Origin of the sequence: Shewanella sp. KT0246 (genome assembly GCF_019654955.1) — a bacterium.
In the GTDB taxonomy this organism is placed as follows: domain Bacteria; phylum Pseudomonadota; class Gammaproteobacteria; order Enterobacterales; family Shewanellaceae; genus Shewanella; species Shewanella goraebulensis.
The window spans coordinates 59,350-75,679 of the sequence record NZ_BPEV01000008.1 but is presented as its reverse complement, the minus strand read 5'-3'; the positions used below and the strand labels follow the sequence as shown (position 1 = coordinate 75,679).

General features: G+C 43.2%; 13 protein-coding genes. 9 read left to right on the top strand and 4 right to left on the bottom strand.

Annotation, left to right across the window (positions count from 1 at the left end; translation table 11 throughout):
- Nucleotides 1-117: 117 nt before the first annotated feature.
- The 3 genes from K5Q58_RS05610 to arfB all read right to left on the bottom strand — a co-directional run bounded on the left by K5Q58_RS05610 (nt 118) and on the right by arfB (nt 1,622).
- Nucleotides 118-507, bottom strand: coding sequence for a DUF3859 domain-containing protein (locus tag K5Q58_RS05610; protein WP_220752982.1), 390 nt, complete (start codon nt 505-507; stop codon nt 118-120).
- A gap of 35 nt (nt 508-542) precedes the next feature.
- Nucleotides 543-989, bottom strand: a complete 447-nt coding sequence (aroQ, locus tag K5Q58_RS05605; protein WP_220752981.1) for a type II 3-dehydroquinate dehydratase — start codon at nt 987-989, stop codon at nt 543-545.
- Between the two features lie 216 nt (nt 990-1,205).
- Nucleotides 1,206-1,622, bottom strand: a complete 417-nt coding sequence (arfB, locus tag K5Q58_RS05600; RefSeq protein WP_102528462.1) for an alternative ribosome rescue aminoacyl-tRNA hydrolase ArfB — start codon at nt 1,620-1,622, stop codon at nt 1,206-1,208.
- 157 nt (nt 1,623-1,779) lie between these two features.
- Here arfB and K5Q58_RS05595 point away from each other — a divergent pair, with 157 nt between their 5' ends.
- The 8 genes from K5Q58_RS05595 (at nt 1,780) to K5Q58_RS05560 (ending at nt 12,332) form a co-directional block, all read left to right on the top strand.
- Entirely contained in the window at nt 1,780-2,133 is a 354-nt protein-coding gene (locus K5Q58_RS05595) for an STAS/SEC14 domain-containing protein (RefSeq protein ID WP_220752980.1), read from the top strand.
- Nucleotides 2,134-2,179: 46 nt separating this feature from the next.
- A complete protein-coding gene (locus K5Q58_RS05590) occupies nt 2,180-2,377 on the top strand; it encodes a DUF3012 domain-containing protein (RefSeq protein WP_220752979.1) in 198 nt (65 codons plus the stop codon).
- A 163-nt stretch (nt 2,378-2,540) separates the two neighbouring features.
- On the top strand, nt 2,541-2,969 hold the full coding sequence (locus K5Q58_RS05585; RefSeq protein ID WP_220752978.1) for a hypothetical protein: 429 nt from the start codon (nt 2,541-2,543) through the stop codon (nt 2,967-2,969).
- 288 nt (nt 2,970-3,257) lie between these two features.
- Nucleotides 3,258-4,658, top strand: coding sequence for a TolC family protein (locus tag K5Q58_RS05580; protein ID WP_259651247.1), 1,401 nt, complete (start codon nt 3,258-3,260; stop codon nt 4,656-4,658).
- 3 nt (nt 4,659-4,661) lie between these two features.
- A complete protein-coding gene (locus K5Q58_RS05575) occupies nt 4,662-5,912 on the top strand; it encodes an efflux RND transporter periplasmic adaptor subunit (protein ID WP_220752977.1) in 1,251 nt (416 codons plus the stop codon).
- Nucleotides 5,913-5,921: 9 nt separating this feature from the next.
- Entirely contained in the window at nt 5,922-9,113 is a 3,192-nt protein-coding gene (locus K5Q58_RS05570; RefSeq protein ID WP_220752976.1) for an efflux RND transporter permease subunit, read from the top strand.
- Nucleotides 9,114-9,302: 189 nt separating this feature from the next.
- Nucleotides 9,303-10,256 (top strand): TAXI family TRAP transporter solute-binding subunit, encoded by a 954-nt coding sequence (locus K5Q58_RS05565; RefSeq protein WP_308443209.1) that lies wholly within the window; start codon nt 9,303-9,305, stop codon nt 10,254-10,256.
- A 135-nt stretch (nt 10,257-10,391) separates the two neighbouring features.
- Complete coding sequence (locus K5Q58_RS05560) at nt 10,392-12,332, top strand: TRAP transporter fused permease subunit (protein WP_220752975.1); 1,941 nt, start codon at nt 10,392-10,394, stop codon at nt 12,330-12,332.
- A 73-nt stretch (nt 12,333-12,405) separates the two neighbouring features.
- On the opposite strand, the gene K5Q58_RS21235 is transcribed toward K5Q58_RS05560, so the two are convergent.
- Nucleotides 12,406-12,942: a prepilin-type N-terminal cleavage/methylation domain-containing protein gene (locus K5Q58_RS21235; protein WP_220752974.1), complete on the bottom strand. Its 537-nt coding sequence runs from the start codon at nt 12,940-12,942 to the stop codon at nt 12,406-12,408.
- A 478-nt stretch (nt 12,943-13,420) separates the two neighbouring features.
- On the opposite strand from K5Q58_RS21235, the gene K5Q58_RS05550 reads away from it, so the two are divergent.
- Nucleotides 13,421-16,252 (top strand): hypothetical protein, encoded by a 2,832-nt coding sequence (locus K5Q58_RS05550; RefSeq protein ID WP_220752973.1) that lies wholly within the window; start codon nt 13,421-13,423, stop codon nt 16,250-16,252.
- The last annotated feature ends 78 nt before the right edge of the window (nt 16,253-16,330 follow it).

Sequence of the window (16,330 nt, the reverse complement as noted above, 5' to 3'; positions counted from 1 at the left end):
TTAGTGCTATTTGCACTACTGATGAGTAATTACTTAATCAGCGAGCTTGAAATGATTGCTTTAGATAATGATGGAAATTGAACAATAAATTCAGCAGCTTTTGAGGGGAATCCCCTGTTAAGGCAAGTAAACCTTATAGGTTTTATCCGCAATAATTTTACCATTAAGCTCAAGTGTCATACGCCAGTTACCCACTTTGTTGCTTACAGGTGACCAAATACAGTCGCCTAAATAAAACTTCCAGTCGTTCTCTTTAATATACACTTCACCATCGAAGGGCTCGCGAATATTACCATCAGCATCAGGTATATCAGGGTGATAAATACAGTACCGGAGCACCTGGTTCTTGGCTTTTTTAATGCGGGTTACAAAGCCAAACTCCATATCTATTTCAGCTGGTACATGTACAGTGGCTTTTAAAAAACGCGGCAGTTCATCGCTATCAGAATCCCATTGGCTGAAAATACCTGACTGGATAATGCTGACATCGGCTTTCAATTTACTCATAACTGATTACTTTAAATGTATTTTATGTAGAGTTGCTATTTAGCTTCAGTTAACTGCTTAATCGCAGCCAGCATGGCAAACTCATAGCCTTGAATGCCTAAACCGGAAATTACACCGACCGCTTTATCTGAAAGGTAAGAGTGATGTCTAAAAGGCTCACGGGCATGCACATTTGAAATATGCACTTCAATAAAAGGGATATTGACGCCAAGCAAAGCATCACGCAGTGCCACACTAGTGTGAGTAAAGGCCGCAGGGTTAATCACAATAAACTGTGCATCGGTTGCGTGAATAGCATCGATAAGCTCAAACTCAGCATTAGATTGAATATGGTCAAAGGCAATATTAGCAGTATCAGCTTGAACTTTAGCATTGGCGACAATGGTTTCTAAATTATCACTGCCGTATAAACCTGGTTCACGACGACCTAATAAATTTAAATTAGGGCCATTTACTAACAATATTTTGGCTTGAGTCGTCATTGAGGTTCCTTGCTAAATAGTTGGGTCATTGCTTATACGAAGCTTTAATCTAAATCTAATTAGATTAAATTAAAGTCGATTATGTCAGTGTAATTTATCACGTTAATGATTGCCAAGCGGGGAATTATTTTCATGATTCAAATTAAAAAACTCGTGTGCTGATGATTGTTAAATCAGACTGGCTTTCAATCAAGTACTCGCATTTATCATCGCAGATTAATAATCTGATTTTCCGCTGCGCAAAGCTTTAGTAGCGCCACGTTTCTTTTTCGAATCGACTCGGCGGCGCTGGCTGCCTTTGGTCGCTTTGGTTGGTATTCGCGCCTTTTGCACGATTCCAACACCTTTTACCAACTCAATAAACTGCTCTAAGGCTAGCTGGCGGTTAAAGTCTTGGCTGCGACTTTGCTGACATTTGATAATGATTTTGCCGCTTTTAGTAATTCTATGATCGGCTTTAGCCAGCAGTTTTTGTTGGTAAAACTCTGGCAAGGAAGACTGCCTAATATCGAAAATAATCTGCGCCGCGGTGGAGACTTTATTAATATGCTGGCCGCCCGCACCACTTGAACGGATAAATTGCCATTCAATTTCATTGTCTTCAATACTGACGCGGTTGGTAATATTTATCATTTATTGAGTTAACTTAACTATTTTTTACGCTTTAGTGTGTTGAGTTTAACAAACTTTTCTATAGTACTGCTGATAAGATTTGTTACTATCAGCAAGAATATAGGCTGCAATCAGAAAATTTTTTGTCAGTCAGCCGCATTACCGTTGGAGTTGCTTTATGTTGTGCCAAATCCCTGATATTGCCGAAGGTGTTATTAGCTTGTTTGTCAGTGGTCGTTTATCTACCCAAGATTATCAAACTCACCTGCAACCACTCATTACTCAGTATCGTGAACAAAGCGGCAAAGTTCGTTTATATATCGAAGCCGATGTGCTGCTTGAAGGATGGGATGTCAGCTCATTATCGGGTGGCGATAAAGTCCAACTTCCACACTTTGATGCATTAGTATTTGTTGGTGGCCCCGACTGGGTCGGTAATTCAGTAAACTTATTAGGGCCATTTATGCAAGGCGAAGTGGCTTGGTATCCGTTAGAGCAAAAACAGCAAGCGATCGCTTGGTTGTTAGATTAAATTTAATTGTTTATTTAGGTTATTAATTCAAGGAAGTTATTACATTATGTCTATTAAAACGTCAGTATCTAAAGTTTCAATAAAAGTTGCAGCGTTAATATCAGCGGGTGTTCTTGTTTTAGGGTTAACGGCTTGTGCCCCTGAAGTCGGTAGTGAAGCTTGGTGTAAGCAAATGAAAGAAAAACCAAGCGGCGATTGGAGCTCTAACGAAGCTGCAGATTACGCAAAGCATTGTTTGTTTTAGACTTTTTTAGATATAAATTGTGATCTAGCTGATTATTATTACATTTGAAGCTAGCCAGATGAGAACTTTTGGCTAGACTCATAGTCCTACTATTTACAGCTATTTAGTTGACTATAGTTAGTCGAATATATTAATCAGCTATCTCATTTACAGGGTTCATTTGTTGTCACTATCAACGTTTAGACAATTTGCTAAAGTTATGCTCGCCGTTATGTTGCTGCAATTTATCAGCACTAACTTAGGTGAGCATCAGTTGCATCTTGGTGATGGTGAAAATGAGCAAGTGAACCATGCTCATTTGGTGATTTCAGCGCCTGCTGATATCTGTAATAAGGCTGATGATCTTACCCATCTGTTTAATGCCACCTCGAGCCAATCTGAGTTGCATAGCCATGTGACATTAAGCGACATTGAAAACTATGAATTGTGTTTAGATTGTCAGTGCCATGGCGGTTATTCCGCAACGATTGATGTGATTGCTCAGTTAATGCCAACCGCGGTTATATCAGAGGCTCCTCAAACCTTTATCCAAGCGTACATTCCACCAGAGGCTCGTTTAAGTTACCGCCCGCCAATTTCATTAATCAGTTAACCCTTAACTGATTAATTTTGCATACTTAAAGATTTGTTTGGCTGATTCAGTTCAAAGCACCACTGCTTTGTTTACTGCTCATTATTGGCTGCTGTTTCTCTTTGTCTGATGATTTGTTATTGAGCGCACATACTTTGTAATAGTTAACTTGTCACAGCTATCTAGCATTAGCTATCAGGCATTAGTTATCTGGCTTAAAACGAAACATCTCGATGAAGGGATAACAATTCCTGCACGGTTAATCATCAATTAATTTTATGGTTTTGACTTAGGTCGAATCGAGAATAAATGATGAAGAAATCTATTATTTCCTCAGCGCTTGCAGTGCACCTTTGTGCGATGGCCGCGAGTGCTATTTCAATACCTGCTGTTTACGCAGCAGATACGTTTTATGTATCAAACACGCCCAATGAAAAAGGGGCTTATTATAAAACACAACCAACCTCTAGCGAGTTAGCTATAGGTCATTCGGCAGAGAAAGTGCCGAGTACTTCAGCAATAGCGCAATGGTTGCCAGAATTAATGCAATCATTTGAAAAACTACCTGAGGTGCAGTCTCAAATCGCACTTAAACGCCAAGCTTTAATCAAGGTATCAGCTGCTGATAACGCAGTGTATAACCCTGAACTTGGGCTTGATTATCAATATGCTCCCGATGATGACACTTATACCGTTGCGGTAAGCCAAACCATTGATTGGAGTGATAAACGCGGTGCAGCCATTCGAGTCGCTCAGCTTGAATCTGAAATTGTGTTAACCCAAATTTCAACGAGTCGCAGCCAGTTATTGTCACAGCAATTACTGGCATTAGTGACGTTACAACAACAGCAAAAGCTTCTGTCATTTAATCAACAGCAATTTGACTTGGCAAGGGCGCAACTCGCCTTAGCCGAGCAACGCGTTGAAGCGGGTGATATTGCACTTGTTGAGTTGCAGTTGATGCGCCTTGATGTTGCCAATAACGCCGCAGAGCTTGCTATTGCAGAGCAAGCGCTTATTAATGCTGAAACAGCAGCTTATAGCCTATATGGCAGTGAATCCCTACCTCATATTGAGTTAATGAGTTTAATCGATACTAATTTAAGCCAAGAGGTTGATTCTCGTCTTCCTGCCCTTAAAAGTTTTTATCAGCAAGTCATGCTATCAAAGCTCAGTGTGGGTCAATTAAAAGCTGAGTTAGCTCAAGACCCCAGTATTAGCTTAAGCGCCGAGCGTGAGGGAAGTGACAATAAGTTTGGCGTTGGCATTTCTATCCCGTTATCTATTAGAAATGATTATAGCGATACCTTAAACAGTGCCAATGAAAGTATTGTAATTGCAGAGCAAAAATATTTGGCATCAGAAAGAGTGCTACATCAGCAATGGCGACAGTTTAATCGAGGACTGCCAAGGTTATTAGATCGCTATCAAGACTGGATAGCGTTAGTAGAGTTGTCAGGTCAAGAGGCTGCAGCGTCATTATCTGTGCAGTGGCAAAGCGGTGATATTGGTACCAGTGAATACCTTCAAAGTCAGCGCCAAATGAGCAGCAGTGTTATTGCCGGTTTAACCCTAGAAGCTAGCTTATATCAACAGTGGCTGAGTTGGATGGGGGACAGTGGTCAGTTAGAAAAAGTGTTGTTAGAGCAACTCACTGGCCAACAACAACCAGCGCAATTTAATCCTGACAACAGCCAAATTAAAGGTTAACAAATGAATATTCACTCGAATCAAGATCAATTAATAAATGTTAAAAGCACTAACGTGTTAACTGCCTCAGCGCTTTCAATAACGCTAATAGTTTCAATGATGCTCTTAGCTGCATTAGCTTTTATGTCTAACAACGCATGGGCAGGCCCAGGGCATGACCATGGAGAAACAAGTTCAGTATCTAATCAACCTGCACCTAATCAAGTACAGACTGATTTGGAAAGTTCTGAAGCACATTCAGATGATTTGCATGTAGATGCATTAGTGCTTTCACCACGGCAGCAACAACTTGCGGGAATACAGGTGGTTAATTTATCTAATAGTCGTTTTGACTTAAATGCTGTCGCAACGGCAACCATTGTGGTGGATCGAGATCGCACCATGACATTAGCGCCGCAATTAGATGTCAGAGTACTAAAGCGTCATGTGGTACCAGGGCAAAAAGTCACTCAAGGACAAGCACTATTAACTTTAGGTGGCGTTGACGTCGCTCAAGCTCAAGCTGATTACATTACCGCTGCTGCAGAGCTAAATAGAGTGAAAAGTATGAATGCCAGTACCGTGAGTGCGAGTCGTCGTTTAACTGCAGAAGTTCAAGCTCAGTTGGCTCGGGCAAATCTTGAAGCGCTCAATATGACAACAGCGCAGATTACTGCACTTGCTAGTCAGCCTGCCAGCATTGGTCAGTTCCAGTTACTGGCTCCTATTAATGGCAGAGTTCAGCAAGATGTGGCTATGTTAGGTCAAGTTTCAACTGGTGGTAGCACGCTGATGCAATTGACCGATGAGTCACACCTATGGGTTGAAGCCCAACTCTCGGCGGCGCAGGCCGAAGGGATAACCAGTGGCGATACAGCGTTAGTGAAAGTAGGTGAGATTTCTGTGCAAGGAACCATTATTGGTCGTTCACATGAACTCGATAGCATTACGCGCACTGAACAGGTTTTAGTGAGTATTAATAATAAAGGCGTTGGCTTACATGCTGGGCAATTTGCTGAGTTGTACTTACCAAGTGGTATCGATGGAGGTGTGGTATTGCCTGATGCGGCTTTAACGCGAAGTGCTGATGGTCACTGGCAAGTATTCATTGAAGATGAAGACGGTTTTGAAGCAATAGAAGTTGAAGTGACAGAGCGTCAACGTGGGATGAACATGGTTAAAGGCTTGGCTGCTAGCAGTAACATTGTCATTAGCGGCGCTTTTTTATTGGCATCTGAACTAGCAAAAGCTGGTTTTGATATTCATAACCACTAGGAGCCTGTGATGCTAAATAAACTCATTGAATCTGCCGTACGTCATCGGCTGTTGGTGTTGCTTGCTCTGGTTTCGATAACGATTGCCAGTGTTTTCATATTACCAAAATTAAATCTCGATGCTTTTCCTGATGTGACCAATGTGCAGGTGACCGTAAATACTGCCGCAGAGGGCCTAGCAGCCGAAGAAGTGGAAAAACTCATCAGTTATCCTGTCGAATCAGCCATGTATGCTTTACCTGAAGTGACTGAAGTGAGGTCATTATCACGTACTGGTTTATCTATAGTGACTGTGGTTTTTGCAGAAGGCACCGATATTTATTTCGCTCGCCAGCAAGTGTTTGAGCAACTGCAAGCTGCAAGGGAAATGATCCCTGATGGCGTTGGCGTGCCTGAAATTGGCCCGAACACTTCAGGTTTGGGACAAATATATCAATATATTTTACGAGCGACACCAGAATCAGGCGTTGACGCCGCTGAGCTTCGTAGCCTAAATGACTATCTCGTCAAATTGATATTGATGCCAGTAGGTGGTGTCACAGAAGTATTGTCATTTGGCGGTGATGTGCGTCAATACCAAGTGAATGTCGATCCCAATAAGCTACTCAGTTACGGCTTGAGTATGGCGCAAGTTACAGAGGCATTAGAGAGTAATAATCGCAATGCTGGTGGCTGGTTTATGGACCAAGGCCAAGAGCAATTAGTGGTGCGAGGTTACGGTTTACTGCCATCTGGGGATGCAGGATTAGCGGCAATAGCACAAATTCCGTTGACCGAAGTAGGCGGGACACCTGTGCGAGTCGCTGATATTGCGAAGGTTGAATATGGCCGTGAAATTCGTGTGGGCGCAGTAACCTTTACCCGTAAAGAGCTAAACCCTGTTAATGGCACAAATGAAGTTAATGCCATGGGCGAAGTGGTTGCTGGCGTAGTGCTAAAACGCATGAGCGCAAACACTAAGGCTACTATTGATGATATCAATACTCGGGTTGAGCTTATCGAACAAGCATTACCTAAAGGCGTGTCGTTTGAGGTTTTTTATGATCAAGCAGACTTAGTTAAACAAGCGGTAACGACAGTTGTTGACGCACTGCTGATGGCCTTTGTGTTTATTGTGATTATTCTGGCGCTTTTTTTGGTTAACTTACGTGCCACCAGTTTAGTTTTGCTGTCGATCCCGATATCAATCGGCATAGCGCTAATGGTTATGGCGTACTTTGGCATGTCAGCTAATTTAATGTCATTAGGAGGACTTGCAGTAGCAATAGGTATGTTGGTAGATGGCTCGGTGGTGATGGTTGAAAACATTTTTAAACACCTGACTCGAAACCAAAACAAAGTCACGGAAAAAGGCGGTCAAGCATCGTTATCAATATCCTCTCAATCAATAAAGACTCAATCAATAACGGTACAAGTAGTTACAGCTGCTAAAGAAGTTTGCAGTCCTATCTTCTTTGCCACAGCAATCATTATTGTGGTATTTGCACCATTATTTGCGCTAGAAGGTGTTGAGGGCAAATTATTCCAGCCAATGGCGGTGAGTATTATTCTGGCAATGCTTTCTGCATTAGTTGTGGCATTACTCGTTGTTCCTGCTGCTGCAGTTTATTTATTTCGCCGTGGGGTAACGCTCAAGCAAAGTCCTATATTAGCACCGATTGAGAGAGCGTATAAACGACTACTATCAACCACCATTAACAGGCCTGTCGTGGTAATGAGTACCGCGCTTGTGATGTTTACCGCCAGCATGCTACTGCTACCGCGTTTAGGTACCGAATTTGTCCCCGAGTTAGAAGAAGGCACCATAAATCTGCGAGTGACTCTAGCACCGACTGCAAGCCTGCAAACCTCCTTAGATATAGCGCCCAAAATTGAAGCGATATTAATGGACTTCCCCGAGGTGGAATATGCATTAAGTCGCATTGGCGCACCTGAACTTGGCGGCGACCCTGAGCCTGTCAGTAACATTGAAATCTACATTGGTTTGAAGCCTGTTGATGAATGGCAAAGCGCTGAAAATCGTTTTGAACTGCAGCACTTAATGGAAGATGAACTGAGTGTTTTCCCAGGCTTGTTGTTCACCTTTTCACAACCGATAGCCACCCGCGTTGATGAGCTACTGTCAGGAGTTAAAGCGCAACTAGCCATTAAAATATTTGGCCCAGACTTAGCGGTATTATCTGAAAAAGGTCAGCGATTAACGGAGTTGGTTAGCGAGGTTGAAGGCGCTGTTGATGTGTCGCTTGAACAAGTAAGCGGCGAAGCGCAATTGGTTATCAGGCCGCTACGCGACCAACTGGCTCGATATGGCTTGAGTGTCGATCAAGTGATGAGCTTGGTAAGCCAAGGGATTGGTGGTGCAAGTGCTGGGCAAGTGATTGATGGCAATGCTCGTTATGATATTAACGTGCGATTAGCGGCGCAGTATCGTAACTCACCTGATGTGCTGCGAGACTTGATACTACGCGGTGCAAATGGCGCCCAGGTTCGTTTAGGTGAAGTCGCTAAAGTCGGCATTGAAATGGCTCCACCTAATATTCGACGAGATGATGTGCAGCGCCGAGTCGTGGTACAAGCTAATGTGTCTGGCCGTGATATGGGGTCGGTTGTAAATGATATTTATGCCATTGTGCCAAAGGCGCAGCTGCCAGCAGGCTATACCGTGGTCGTGGGGGGGCAATATGAAAACCAACAACGAGCGCAGCAGAAGCTGATGCTAGTGGTGCCGGTATCTATCGTGTTAATCGCGCTATTACTGTATTTCTCATTTGGCAGCATTAAGCAAGTTGGCTTAATTATGGCTAATGTGCCACTAGCTTTAATCGGTGGAGTTGTTGCGCTTTACGTTACAGGGACATACTTGTCGGTGCCTAGTTCAATTGGATTTATCACCTTATTTGGCGTGGCAGTACTTAATGGTGTTGTGTTGGTGGATGCCATTAATCAGCGGTGTGAACACAATAAATCAGAATCACTGCAGACCAGCGTGTTTGAAGGCACTGTTGGCCGTTTACGCCCCGTGTTGATGACGGCATTAACCTCGGCATTAGGCCTAATTCCAATATTACTGTCATCGGGTGTGGGCAGTGAAATCCAACAACCGTTAGCGATAGTGATTATTGGCGGTTTATTTAGCTCTACTGCATTAACGCTGTTGGTATTGCCAACTATGTATATGTGGTTGTTTAAGGCAAAACGCTAAAAGTAGTTTCTTGATTCTAGACTTCAAAAAGTAACCCAACTTTTTAGTTGGGTTACTGTTCATATCTTCTAGTGCCGTCACACTCTGATTTCTACGACCTTCCGATACCTTGACATTATCTACCCCTTTAGAGACTATCGAGTCGAAAAAAATGTATAAATATTTAAAGGCTTTGTTAAGTAAAGTCTAATGAAATTAATAAAAATGAAGGAGAAGGCTATGTTTTATCGTGCGTTGATACTGTCTTTGTTACTAGTATTGCCAACTGCGGTTAAAGCCGAGAACTATTCAATTGGTACTGGTGGTCAAAGCGGTATTTATTATCCATTTGGTGGTGCGTTAGCCAAAGTGTGGTCAGATGAAGTCCCACAAGTTAACGTTAAAGCTGAAGTCACTGCCGCATCAGTTGAGAACACAATTAAAGTGGTACGTGGCGATATGATTGCCGGTATTGCGATGGGTAATGTTGTCCTTGATGCTTATAAAGGCGAAGGTAAGTTCAGAAGTGCAATGCCAGTGAATACACTGTTTGCCTTATATCCAAACCTTGTGCATGCCATTAGTCTTGAAAAGTCAGGCATTACTTCGCTTGCCGATCTTAAAGGAAAACGTATTTCATTAGGTGCTCCTGCCAGTGGCACTGCGGTAACGTCTGCTGCACTACTTGAATCTATTGGTATTGATGTGAAAAAAGACATCACTGCTGTTTACTTGAATTATTCAGAAACCACCAACGCATTAGCTAATGGTCAAATTGATGCAGGCTTTATTGTGGGTGGTCAAGGTGTTGGCGCGGTAACTCAAGTGGCATTAACCCATAAGGTTAATATTATTCCTGTTTCTGCTGAAGAAAGTGCAGCGTTTATTAAGCAAAACCCTGCTTATAGCAATTACACCATTCCTGCCGATGTATACAACAATGTGGGCGCTGTGCCGACATTGAGTGTGTGGAATGTGATTGTGGTTAGCGCCAAAATGAGTGACGAGATGGCGTTTAATTTAACTAAAGCAGCTTTTGAGAATATGTCAGAAGTGCAAAAGGTGGTTAAAGTTGCTGAAGCGACTACCCCTGAAAATGCTGACCGCTTACAAGGTGTGCCATTACACCCTGGTGCGCAAAAGTATTTAGATAGTATCAAGTAAAAAACAACTTAGTTTTCTAGGTTGTTTTAACACCTTTAGGCGAACGTGAAAAAGACAAAGGCAACGTAATGTTGCCTTTGTATATTTAGGCGATTGATTGGGCGCTATGACAATCATTAGCAGAGAGGAAAAAGTATGACCCAAGAACAAGGCAACCAAGCCGAGCAGTATGTGAGTACCGATAAAGGTACAGGGGTTGATTACGCTCTTCCACATGAAAAAACAATAAAAATCATAGGCTACACTACGTTAATCATTGCAGTATTATTGTCTTCATTTCAAATCTGGCAAGGTATTACGTCAACGATATCGGCCACTTATTTTCGTCCCGTGCATTTGTGCTGGGTATTAGTCCTAATTTTTTTACATTATCCACTGATTAAAAACCGTCGCAAAAAAGGTTATTTGATTGGTCGTGTATTTGATCTCGCCTTATGTGGATTAACCGTGTTTGCGGGTTATCGGATGTCGATTTTCGACTACAACGATATTGACCATATGCTTTATGGTTTAGGCACAGTTGATTTAGTGGCGGGCAGTGCATTATTACTCTTATTACTGGAAGGTTGTCGACGTACCGTGGGTTGGGTGATGGTACTGATTGCTGGTATGTTCCTCGCTTACAGTGGCTTTGGTGATTTGTTACCGGGCGCGATGGCAACCAAAGCCTATTCGCTACAAGAGTTGATTCAATTCCAAATCTATTCAGCTAATGGTGTGTTTGGTTCTGCCTTAGGCATTGCGGCCACCACGGTATTTATTTTTGTACTGTTCGGTGCATTCTTAGAAGTCACTGGCGCAGGTAAGTTCTTTATTGATCTCGCTTTTTCTATCGCGGGTAAATATCGCGGCGGCCCAGCCAAAGCTGCAGTATTGGCATCAGCTGGGCTTGGCTCTATTTCAGGATCGGCAATTGCAAACACAGTGACCACGGGCGCAGTGACGATTCCGATGATGAAAAAGTTAGGTTATACCCCTGAGCAGTCTGCGGGTATTGAAGCCTCTGCTTCAACCGGTGGACAAATTATGCCGCCGATTATGGGCGCGGGTGCGTTCGTGATGGCGCAATTTACGGGCGTGCCTTACAGCGAGATCATGTTGGCCTCTATTGCGCCTGCTATTTTGTACTTCTTCTGTACCTTACTTTATGTGCATTTAATGGCATGTAAGTTAAACCTAAAAGCGGCGAGTCGCACTGAAGCCGTCATTGAGGTCATGAAACACGGTGCTCATCACCTTATTCCGCTCGCTATTATCACCGCTTTACTGATGATGGCCTACTCACCATTGTTAGTTGGTGTTGCAGGCTGCGCGGCAATTTTGGTGACGGCTGCACTGCGAAAACACAGCCGAATTGGGATTAAAAAGTTTATCGAAGGCATGAAAAACGGTGCGCTATTAGCGTTACCCATTTCTGTTGCTTGTGGCGCTGCAGGCATCATTGTTGGTGTGGTAGGCCAGACGGGGATTGGGTTACAGTTCACTCAATTTGTTATGGATTTTTCTGGCGGTTATATGTTGGTCGCGCTGGGACTTATCAGTATTGTGGCACTGGTTTTAGGGATGGGCTTACCGGTTACCGCAGCTTATATTGTCCTCGCTGTCATGGCTGTGCCTATGCTGGGTGACTTTGGTTTGCCATTATTAACTGCTCACTTAATCGTGTTCTGGTTATCGCAAACCTCCAATGTGACTCCGCCGATTGCGCTGGCTGCATTTGCAGGCGCTGGGGTTGCCAATGCTAATCCGATGAAGTCATCCGTTGAGGCATTTAAGTTGGCAGGCGGTTTGTTCATTATCCCAATAATGATGGCCTATACCGATTTGCTTAACCCTGATGCAGGCATGATGGCATTTACCTTCGCGATTATTCAGACCGCTAGCATTATCGTAGCTATTGCGATATCAATTGAAGGCTATTTGTTACGTTCGCTTTCGACGGTTGAGCGATTGGTTGCAATCGCCACTGTCCCTTGGGTGTTGTTTAATCCATTTGGCACAGGCGTTATTGGCGTAGCGGTTGTATTGGGGTTATTGGCTGTGCAGTGGAAAACGCAAGATAAAGCTGCGGTTTAATAGGGCGAGTTAACAAAAATAGGTTTAGCTTGAACGGCTAAGCCTATTTTTTATCTAATAAGCATATTGATGGTTAACAGCCAGTGATATCGACCGTTAATGTGTAAGTCGTTGCTGAGCCACCAGTGCCAGTCGGTTCTATATAACGTACATGGCAATTAATTGTCTCATCATCTAAATCATAGCCGTAGCGCACATTTGACGAGCCTGCTTCTACGTTTGGTGTACAACTTCCACTACCAAAACAAAAGTCTATCTCAGAGCCGATTTCGAGCATTTGTGGTAACCCGCCGCCATCATTTTCGCCAAAGGCTTCTGGGTAGCCCAGTTTCATCTCTATTACTTCGCCGTTGTAATCAATCAAACTGCGGTCATCTTTTTCGACGCCATCAATAGCGGCGCGTGAATAGGCTAAATCAAGTGAAGACTGAATCGCTGCTTTTACCCCTTGTACGGTCGCGATTTTTGCATCACTTTGAAGATTGATAAATTTAGGTGCAGCAATAACAGCGAGGATCCCTAAAATAATGATAACAATCACTAATTCAATTAACGTAAAGCCTTTAGTGCTTGTGAGTTTAATTGAGCCTGAGGTTGAGTTAATCGCCATCTTTTGTCCTTTAAAGTGAATTAACAGCTTGTTTATTAGGGGTTACTTATGTTTTGTATGGTAAAACACATTGACTAATATGTATAAGAAAAACTCAAATCAGCGTGTTTAGGATAGTAAGTTCTCCCTATTTGAATTGCTAAATCTGTGACTTTTCACTGTCATATTACTTCAATATTTCGTGCAAACAGAGTTAAAAAATCGTGCTGTTTTTCTGTCTTTTCGTTCAATAATAGTCTGCTCACCCCCTCCTAAATAATTACTTTTGGCGACCTTGGTAAATTATTTGTTAAATATGTGACCAATTAATATCAAACGTTTCACTATGTAACCTTCTGTTTTTTATTAACTTTAATATTCCCTTCATTATTCTGAAATCTTGCTGTCACTTAGGCGAAGTCTTTTTGTCATTTTTGCAGGTTAATTTGTCGACCAGCCAAATTACTTAACACGCTTAATTCCGTCTTCGGAGATGACAATGGAACTGAAAAACATTTTTAAACTTAACGCTGTATCTGCTGCACTTTCTGCAACCTTACTGCTTGCTGGTTGTGGTGGTGATATCAATATCGATACTGGTTCAGACACGGAAACGCCAACGACCCCAGATACGCCAACGACTCCTGACGTATCGGATCAAGAAGCGGCTTACGGTGGTTTTGCTGAGAAGAGCGCGACAATCGCAGCGATAGACGGCAAAGAGGTTTGGGTGTTATCTGGCACACTTGCTCCTTCAACTTCAGCCTCAACAGTCAATGTTGGTGGTCAAGACGGCGACAAAATCATTCTTGGTAATGATGTAGTTTGGATGCTTGATGGTGCTGTTATCGCGGGTGCTGATAAAGCTGATTCTGTTGAGTTATCAGTTATGGCAGGCACTAAAATTGTGGGTGGAAGCGAGTCTTACCTAGTCATTAGCCGTGATTCAAAAATTATGGCAGAAGGTACCGCTGAAGCGCCTATCGTATTTACGTCACTTGAATCTGCACTGGGTCAAGAAGGCGAAGCGGGACAGTGGGGCGGCTTAGTTGTTTTAGGTAACGCGCCAGTTAACTCATGTCCTGATTTAACCAGTTGTGATGCAGCTTTTGAAGTAGGAAGTCACAGCTACGGTGGTGATGACACTGAAGATAACTCAGGTGTTATCCAGTATGTCCGCGTTGAGTTTGGTGGTTTTAAAATCAACGATACCCAAGAAATGAACGGCATCAGTTTTGCGGCAGTAGGTGCAGGCACAACTGTTGACCATATTCAAATTCATAAAAATAACGATGACGGCGTTGAATTCTGGGGCGGTAACGTTTCACTTTCACACGTTGTATTAACAGAAAACTTTGATGATTCTTTAGATTGGACTAACGGTTGGCAAGGTAGTGCACAACACGTTTATATCCGCCAAGAAGATAACGGTTCTAACCGTGGTATTGAAGCCGACAGCAACAGCAGCGCTGATGCAGAGCCGCAATCTCGTCCAACTCTCGCTAACTTCACTATTCAAGTGGCTAACGGCACCAACAGTGGCGGTGACGATGCTGAAGGTATTTTATTACGTAAAGGCACAGCAGTAGATGCTTACAACATGCTGGTTAAAGGTGATGTTGCTTCAGGTGAGTGTTTAGAAGTTAATGACGACAATACCGTTTTAGCTGCTGAAGCTGGCAACTTAAACATGCAAAACAGCTTAATCGATTGTATTGAGCCGTTTAAAGATGCAAAACCTGATGCTGAAGAAGGTCGCACATTAGCACTTGATGTGGAGCAATGGTTCCTTGAGCAAGAAGGCAACTTAGTCGGTGCATCTGACTTAACTGATTACATGCCTAACTCATCTTCAGTTGCCTTAACTGGCGGTGCGGCTGATTTAGCCAATATGGATGACCGTTTAGTTGATGCGCAGTACATTGGTGCCTTTGACGGCACGACTGACTGGACTACCGGTTGGACGACAGCAATTCACGAAGATGCAGCACCTGCACCGACTGAGTTACCTGTATTAACGTCATGTCCTGTTGGGACAACTTCTGAAGAAGTGGTTGCAGGCCTTTATAAAGATGACAGCGTCACTTTAGTGTGTTCAATCCAAGGCAACATTACTACAAATACAACACTGCTTGCTGGTCAAAACGTGATGTACAAAGTAGATGGCGGCGCAGTGGTTGTAGGTGGTGATAATACTGATTCCGCAACATTAGCCATTCAAGCTGGCACACAAATGTTTGCTACTGATAACAGCTACATTGCAGTAAGCCGTGGCTCAAAAATCATGGCTCAAGGTAGTGCTGAGCACCCAATCGTAATGACATCGCAACAAGATGTGATTGCAGGCGCAGAAGGTGAGCGCGGCCAATGGGGTGGTTTAGTTTTACTGGGTAACGGCGAAACAAACACTTGTCCTGATAAAAATGCTTGTGATGCTTCATTCGAAGTAGGCGACTTCCCATACGGCGGTAATGACAATGCTGATAGCAGTGGTCAAGTTAGCTACGTGGTAGTGAAATACGCTGGTTTCAAAGTTAATGATACTCAAGAAATGAACGGTATCTCGTTTGCTGCAGTAGGTAGCGGAACTCAAGTTAACCACATTCAAGTTCATGCGAATGGCGATGATGGTGTGGAGTTCTGGGGTGGTGCGGTAAACCTTAAATACGTTTACTTAACAGACAACTTCGATGACAGCTTAGATTGGACTAACGGCTGGCAGGGTAAAGCACAATACGTGTATATCACTCACGAAGACGGCCAAGCTAACCGTGGCTTTGAAGGCGATAGCCATAAAGGGACTGACGATACCCCTATCTCAAACCCAACTATTTCAAACGTAACCATCCTTCCTGGTACTGACATTGAAAATGCCAGTGGCGATAAGGGCGAAGGCATAATTCTTCGTGTTGCGACTCGCGCTTCAATCCACAACCTATTAATTCAGGGTCGTAAAGGTTCAACCTCTGAGACTGAATCTGGTGAATGTTTAGAGCTTGATGGCACTTACGCAGGTCTTGTCGATAACGTGAATGATGAAACATTAGTGATTTCTCATTCGGTGATTGATTGTAATGAGCCATTTAAGTATAGCTCTGACAATGCTGCAACGACTGATGCCGTTGACACAGAAGCATGGTTCTTAGCGCAAACGGGCAACTCAGCTCAAGCAGTGACGTTAACAGACGGTATGCCAGCAGGTACTGACACAGTATTGCTAGGTACAGGTCTTGATATGAGCACAACTGACACCTTCTTCGATTCTACTGATTATATTGGTGCTTTCGATGGCCAGACTGATTGGCGTGAAGGTTGGGCTTTTATTAAGTAACTGAATTAGTTACTAAGCCTTAAACATCAGAGGGTGTTCCTCTGATGTTTAAAAAAGCGCTCAGACAGTCTCTATCAC